The sequence below is a fragment of the Pectobacterium fontis genome, assembly GCF_000803215.1.
Lineage (GTDB): Bacteria > Pseudomonadota > Gammaproteobacteria > Enterobacterales > Enterobacteriaceae > Pectobacterium > Pectobacterium fontis.
Genome location: NZ_JSXC01000055.1, coordinates 1 through 7,158, shown reverse-complemented (window position 1 = coordinate 7,158; position 7,158 = coordinate 1). Strand labels below are relative to the sequence as shown.

Below are 7,158 nucleotides of genomic sequence, written 5' to 3'. Positions count from 1 at the left end.
ATTGAGACGGAGATTAATCTTTGATACCGCACATCATTGAATAAACAATAAGTAAAAAATAGCCGGAAGGATCATGGGGATCACTTCCGGTTTGTTTCTAATTATAAATTATATTTAATCCATTTATCGTCATAGAAGCTGAATCTTTCTTTTTTATCAATACGCCATTCATCTTCTTTAAATTGAAGGGTATAGCGAAACTTATTTTTTGCTTCAGTGTATTGCTGGGTTATAAATACACATTTATTTTTATTTAACTCACTGCTTAATACTTCTTCGTCTGGTGAATACTCTGGTGGTTCACCACATGATAGCGATACTTGCCTGCCCTGTTTTCTTTCTTTTTTTGTGCAGAAGAGAGCATATATATCATCAAGTTCCTTTTTTGCTGCATCTTTATGCGCAGTCATTCCTTCATTTCTGAATAATGGGTAATACTTCAACTCCCACTGATTCATTTGAATGATAAATTCTTTTAGAACCTTTTCAGCTTTAGATAACTCAGTCATAAAAACACCTTAGTTATTGAATATTCTACCAAGGACTTTCTGGCCATTTTGATAGACGTCATAGTAGATTTCTGTAGGTCGAGTTCCACCATTGCCATATTTAAAGGCCCATTCAATATCAACCGAACCATGCTGCCCGATATAATCTTTCACAACTTTTTCAAAGTCTCTGTATTGTCCGCGGTTAATAGCAGGCAACTGCGGGAACACATTCCCTTTACCGCCTTGACCACCAAGCACGTTGCCTAATATGTGCCCGGCATCATCGGTTTGATTACCTAATGAACGGGCGTAATCTCTGGAGCTTTGATTCGTTCCAGAACCCGTTCTAAGCTCGGCTTTCGATACGGTGGCTTTGGCTGATAATATTTCCCCGTTAGCCCCATGAGTTAACGTCGGGCACTTTGCCAACCCAAACGGATCGACCCAACACATGGGATTTGAGACATACCCGTAGTTACTCTCCCCCCCCGCTACCCCTATAGGGTCAGGCGAGATATAACCACCACCGCTTGGGTCATAATACCGAAAACGGTTATAGCATAGCCCGCTTTCACTGTCACGGTATTGCCCCGCAAATGCCAGTCCCGGATCGAGGTTTTCAGTATTATCGGTATAACGCTGTCCCCATAAATTGGTGCGCGGTGCCTGCCAGCGCTGCTCGCCTTGTTGATTAAAAATGGCCTGCGGTTCGCCGTTGTGACCACTAGTGACGAAATCAGTTTCCCAGTTCTTATCTGCGTTCTGGCGCTGTTGTACCAGCAGCTCCCAGCCGTTATGCACCCAGTGACGGCGGCTGATAAGCTGGTTGTCACGATAGTGTCGTACCTCGGCAATCTGGTCGCCGTCCCACAGGTAGCGGATGTCCTCCTGCGTTTGCTCACAGCGTTTGCCGATACGTCGTCCGAACGGGTCATAGCGGTAGAACCAGCGCTCGCCAGTCGGTGTATCCACCACCCGAAGCTGATTGCGACTGTCCCAGCGGTAATGCCAGACCTGAGGCCGGTAGCCCGGCTGCACCACCTGTTTACGTATCAGCCTTCCGGCCTTGTCGTACTGGTAGTGGGTGTTGTCCTGCTGGGTCAGTCGTCCGGCCTGCCAGTCGGTCAGGCGGGTAGCGTCCTGCGGCAGCCCGCTGCGGGTGTAGCGATATTGCTCTTCGGTGTTGACGTCGCGCCCCGCGCCGCCGCTCAGTACCGACAGCACGCGCCCGCTGGCATCGAGCTGATAGCCTGCTGCTTCGCGGTTGCGTCGGGTGCCGGTCAGATTGCCTGCACCGTCGTAGAGGTATTCCCGTGTCTGGGTGGGTTGCAGGCGGCCGTCCACCGACTGGCCGCTCATTTCCCGCGTCAGCCAGCCCATGGCGTCGTATTCACGCTGTTGCGTAAAACCGCTATTGCTGTGGCGGGTGGCTTCACGTCCCGCAGCATCGTGCGCCAGCGTCAGTTCCGCCCCATCTGGTAACTGTACCTGACGCAGTTCTCCCGTCGCGCTGTAGCGAAAGGTGCTGGTGAGTGCCGCGTTGTCTTCTTCACCTTCCCAGCACAGGTTGCGGGTCACGGTATGTGATGCGTCCTGATAGTGGCGTCGGATGGCCGTGCCGCTGTTGTGCTCCTCTAGCACCCGGTCGCGCGCGTCATACGCCAGTTGGATATGACTGGTGGCGGAGGTGACTTCAGTCAGCCGACCTGCCGCATCGTAGCGGTAGTGCAGGGTGTCGTCCGGCGCGCTTTCTTTTATCAGTAATCCGCGTCCGTCATACAGGAAGTGGCGGGTTTCCCCTTCGCCGTTACGCACGGTGATGCAGTGGCCATCTTCGTCATAGCCATAGTGGGTTTCGGTGCCCGCCATGTCGCGTTCACGGATGACACGTCCGTCTGCATCCAGCCACCACTGCCAGCGGTTGCCATCCGGTGCCATCACGCAGACAAGCTGCTGGCTTTCTTTGTCGTACTCGTACTGCCAGGTGCGACCTGCTGCGTCAGTACGTGACGTCAGCAAATCAAATGCGCCGTAGGTTTGTCGCCACACCGCACCGTTGCCGTCGGTGTAGTTCAGCAGGTTATTGTGCTTGTCGTACTGGCGCTGCTCTTGTTTATCGTCCGGGCGCAGCAGTTGCTCCGGCAGCTTCCAGCTTGCACGGCGATAACCGAGGCGGTAGGTTGAGCCATCCGGTCGCGTCCAGGTGGTCAGTCGGTCCTGCGGGTCATAACGCAGTTGCTGGGTACGGGATTCTGCATCCGTGGCGCTTAACAGGCGGTGGCGGTGGTCGTAAAACAGGCTCGCCTGTACCTGACCGTTCTGGTCGCTGACCTCAGTCAGCAGGCCGTAGCGGTTCCACGCAAAGCGCACCTCGCTGTTGTCCGGTCCGGTCAGGCTCTGCGGGTTGCCCTTGCTATCATATTGCCATGCCCAGTGGCGTCCGAGCGGGTCAGTAATACCGATAAGCCGCTCGTGGTCATCATAGGTATAGTGCCACTGATGGCCGCTGCCGTCGGTGAAGGTGCTGACCAGTCCGGTATCATCCAGATAGGCAAATTCCACCACCCGGCCCGCCGGGGAGATTTCCCGCAGCAGGTTGCCGACGTCGTCGTATTCGTAACGGGTGATATGGCCGAGCGGAGATTTTTCCCACGCCATCAGGTACAGGTCATTGAAGCCGTATTCATGGCGCTGACCCAGCCCATCGGTCATCACCACCCGGTCGGCCAGGTACTCAAACTTCGCCGTCAGGTAGCCGTCGGCACAGGTGGTGTAGATACAGCGCCCCTGAGGGTCATACTCATACCGCGCCCAGGTCTGGTCGTTGTCGTGCCAGCGCGTCAGACGATGATGGTTGTCATACTCGTAGAACAGGTGATAGGCATGGGCGGCATCGGCTTCGACCAGTCGGCCTTGTTCATCCTGCCGGTATTCGGCCAGCACCGTTTTCTGACCGCCGTCGATGCGCTGCACCTGACGCAGAAAGTCACCCTGCCATATCAGCAGCAGTTCGATGCCGTCGCTGTGCCGCACCTTGCGCAGGTAGCCCTTGGGGTCGCGCAGAAAGTCGATACGGTTCTGGTGGTGGTCGGTAATGGCTGACAGCAGTAACAGGTCACCCTGTTTGACGGTAAAGGCCCGCCAGGTCTGACTGTCGCGGTGCCACAGGTGGAAGCCGTTGTGACGGCGCAGCAGTTTGAATTCGGGGTATTCGGCGCAGTACACCACGGTGGCACCCAGCCCGAAGGTGAAATCAATGTCATAGCCTTGCGCCAGGGTGATAGTGACATGGGTGTCGCCCTCATCCTGACTGACGGTAGCAACTTCGCTCCAGCTATCCTGCCAGCCGTGGCCTAACAACCCAACATGTAAAGACGCCGTACGATAGGTACGTTCAAACACCAGCGGGATGGTCTGCCCCAGTTCGATATCAATGCGGCTTTCAATCACTTCACCGCTGGCGATGTAGACGGGGTCTTTCTTAAAGGCTTTGGCCGCTTGCGTTACCCGCGCCCGACCCTTGTTCGCTTTAAAGGCGCGGGTGGCACAGCGCATCTTTTGTGTGAAACGTTTTCCTGCCCAGAGCGCGCCCGCGCCCAGCCCTTTCATCACCGCCTTCGGGCCGCGAAAGAACAACTTCCCCAACCCGCGAAACAGCCCCCGGGTTGGCGGCACCAGGAACTCCACCGCAATCAACAGCGCTTTCTGCCAACCACTGAATTCATCCTGAATCTTCAGTAATGTGGCCTGCCCAGAGCCAAAGAACACCGTCGATGCTCCGTCCTTGATGGTGGCTCCGCACTCGGTTTTATCACCAATCCGCGCGGCTGGATACTCGTTAACGAAGACGGTTTCGCTGCCCTGCGCAATCCGTTGCGGGCCGTTGTGTTTGGTACAGACAACGACATCAATTTTAGCGCGGGAAACCTTATTGCCTTCAACAAAGACATTCGGTGAGCCGCTGTCCACATTCCCTGCCGGCGGTGAGGCACTGTCTACCATGGCGGAGACGCGCCCGCTGACTGCCGATATCAGGCTGCCTGCCCCCAGCACCGCCAGCCCACCGACCAGCGCAATCGCCAGCCCGCCTGTGACGCCCACCAGGGCAACGGCCACAGCCGCGACGGCTGCGGCGACCAACGCCCCGGCAACGGCACCGAGCAGCGCTCCCAGAAAGCTGCTGTGTTTGATGGGTTTACCCGGCGAGGTCGGTGGCGAGCCGCTACCGGGGGTCGGTAAGTCGGGTGGCAGCGTGGGGCGATTGCCCGCGTGCATCGCACCCACCCGTGCAATACGGGAGAGGATTTCATCACGCATTGCGGCCTGCCTTATCCTCCGATGTAGCAGGTTCAGCCGCATTAAACGTCTCAATCACGGCCAGCAATTCCGTTTTACGGGCATCACTCAGCACATCAGCGGCGGTAATCGTGAACGTCAGCAGCAGGTTGCCACGTACCTGCATCACGACTACCTGATGCATCGTGCCTTCGGGGGATTGCCAGGTGTATTCCAGCGCGGGGGCGGGCATGCCTGCCAGCGTCAGTTCCCAAGCCTGTATTTCTTTGTAACCCGTGAGATGGGTAGAAAACTGCTCCAGCGTTTTCTCATAAACCGTTTCCGGTGTCTGACCGGGTTCGGTCGGGGTGCGGTTGACCACCAGATTGGTGGTTTCATCCGGCAGGACAAAAACATGCAGGGATTCATCACGCCATTGCGCTGGAATGGCCAGGGTGCCTTCGTTCATCTGGTACATGTTCACGTCTCCTTGTTGTTCTTGTTATTCAGTTCAGGTCAATTTGCTGGCCGTTGATGACAATGTGGGTGCCCTTGATGTTGATGACCCCGTCTGCACCGATACCAATAAATCCCTTGTCCGTGGCAATCAGGATGTCCCCCTTCTGCGACTGAATGGCGATGTTGTTTTTCACCTGTAGGCTGTCGTTCGCGTCACCTTGTGCTTCCGTGTCACCAATGACCGTGCTGCGACCGCCGCTGATGGCGATGCTCTGCTGCCCCTGGATTTCGGTGGACTGGTCTTTCACTACCGATACCGCCTGATTACCGCCCACGCTTTCCTCATGGTCAGCCGTGACGGTGGTCTTGCGGTTATTCAACACCACGGTGTTCATGTCTTTCTGAGCATGGATAAACACTTCTTCCTGCCCGGCCTGGTCTTCAAAACGCAGTTCGTTGAAGCCCGCTCCCTTGTGTGTTGAGGTGCGCAGTGAGGTACGTGTCTTGTTGGCGGGCAGCGGATACGGCGAGGGATTGGTGGCATGGAAGGTTCTGCCCGTCACGATAGGCTGGTCAGGGTCGCCTTCGAGGAAGCTGACAATCACTTCATGGCCGATACGCGGAATGGCTATCAGGCCGTACTGACCGCCCGCCCAGCCCTGACTGACACGCACCCAGCACGAACTCTGGTCGTCGCTGGCACCGTAGCGGTCCCACGGAAATTGCAGTTTGATGCGCCCGTATTCGTCACAGTAGATTTCCTCGCCCGCCGGACCGACCACGGTGGCGATTTGCGGGCCATCGACCATCGGTTTGTACGGCAGGTCGGCACGCCAGGTGCTTTTGGCGCTAATCACCTCGAAGCTGTTGCTGTAGGTAGTGGGTTCACCGCCGCTTTCTTCTTCCAGCGCCTGCGGCTGTTGCCCGCTGTGGGTGATGGCCACCAGTTGCCAGCCACTATTCAGCGCCGGATTAGGATGTTCGGTTAAGGTAAAGCTGCTGCCCGGCATCAGCATAGCGGCATTGGATTCACCCGAGCCGGTCATCGCGCCCGCTCTTAACGCATCCAGCCGGTAGCCGGTAAAGGCCTTGCCGCTCGGGTCTTGTTTGAAGCGTCCGGGGTAGTCAAAGTGCTGATAGCTTTCACGCTGGTGCGCCAGTTCGCCGCTCATCTTGTTGTGCAGCAGGCCGTAGGCGGGGGTTTTGAAGCTGTAATCCTTGAGGGCGACTTCGGCGGTGCTGACGGCTTCGGCGTAGCGGAAGCGACGCACATACTCGCCTTCACTTAAGCCTTGTGTCGCAAGGTTGAAGAACAATTCCGGGCCTTTACTGAGCGCCCCTGCATCATCCGCAAAGACGACGCGGTGTTTGCCTTCTTCAAACTCATGGAAGAAGTACAGGCCTTCCTCAGCCGCCAGTCGGGCGACAAACGCCAAATCACTTTCCCGATACTGCACGCAGTATTCTCGCACCGCGTGGTCGTGACGCAGTGCAAAGGCGTAATCGGTGATACCCGCCTCTTCCAGCAACGTACCGATAATCGCTTCCGGCTTCTGTGCCTGAAAGATACGCGCATTGGTACGCAGCCCCAGCCGCCACAGCGCCGGACGCACGTCGGCCTGATAGCGGGTGCGACGAAAACCGGTGTCGCCCTGTGCGAACGCGCTGATAATCCCGCTGACCCGGCGCTTCAGTTCGCCTTCATACCACACCAGCAGCTCACAGGGCTGGTCGAGTACCGCGCCAAAATCGACATCCGGCAAGGCACTCGCCAGATTCAGCGACAGGGCAAACGGCTGATTCAGCGCCTCGCTGAGCTGAAAATCCACCACCGCAAAGGTGCTCTCCGGCAATGCACCGACCTTTACCGTGAACTGTAATCCTGTACTGTTTGCCACGTTGATTCCCTCGCGTTGAACATCGCGTTATCTGC

4 protein-coding genes are annotated in these 7,158 nt (G+C 56.5%); all 4 read right to left on the bottom strand.

Features of this window, described 5'->3' with window-relative positions; genetic code table 11:
• Positions 1 to 101: 101 nt before the first annotated feature.
• Genes OI69_RS17465 through OI69_RS17450 form a run of 4 tightly spaced genes read right to left on the bottom strand, consistent with a single transcriptional unit; the run spans position 102 to position 7,123 of the window.
• Complete coding sequence (locus OI69_RS17465) at positions 102 to 509, bottom strand: RhsIA family immunity protein (RefSeq protein ID WP_052198396.1); 408 nt, start codon at positions 507 to 509, stop codon at positions 102 to 104.
• Positions 510 to 518: 9 nt separating this feature from the next.
• The gene (locus tag OI69_RS17460) at positions 519 to 4,808 is read right to left on the bottom strand and encodes an RHS repeat-associated core domain-containing protein (RefSeq protein WP_039353449.1); all 4,290 of its coding nucleotides are present in this window, start codon (positions 4,806 to 4,808) and stop codon (positions 519 to 521) included.
• Positions 4,801 to 5,244 carry a DUF1795 domain-containing protein gene (locus tag OI69_RS17455; RefSeq protein WP_039353446.1) on the bottom strand — a complete coding sequence of 148 codons (444 nt, stop codon included), beginning with the start codon at positions 5,242 to 5,244 and terminating at the stop codon, positions 4,801 to 4,803. Before OI69_RS17455 ends, OI69_RS17460 begins: the two co-directional genes overlap by 8 nt.
• A 28-nt stretch (positions 5,245 to 5,272) precedes the next feature.
• A complete protein-coding gene (locus OI69_RS17450; protein WP_039353445.1) occupies positions 5,273 to 7,123 on the bottom strand; it encodes a type VI secretion system Vgr family protein in 1,851 nt (616 codons plus the stop codon).
• Positions 7,124 to 7,158: the final 35 nt, after the last annotated feature.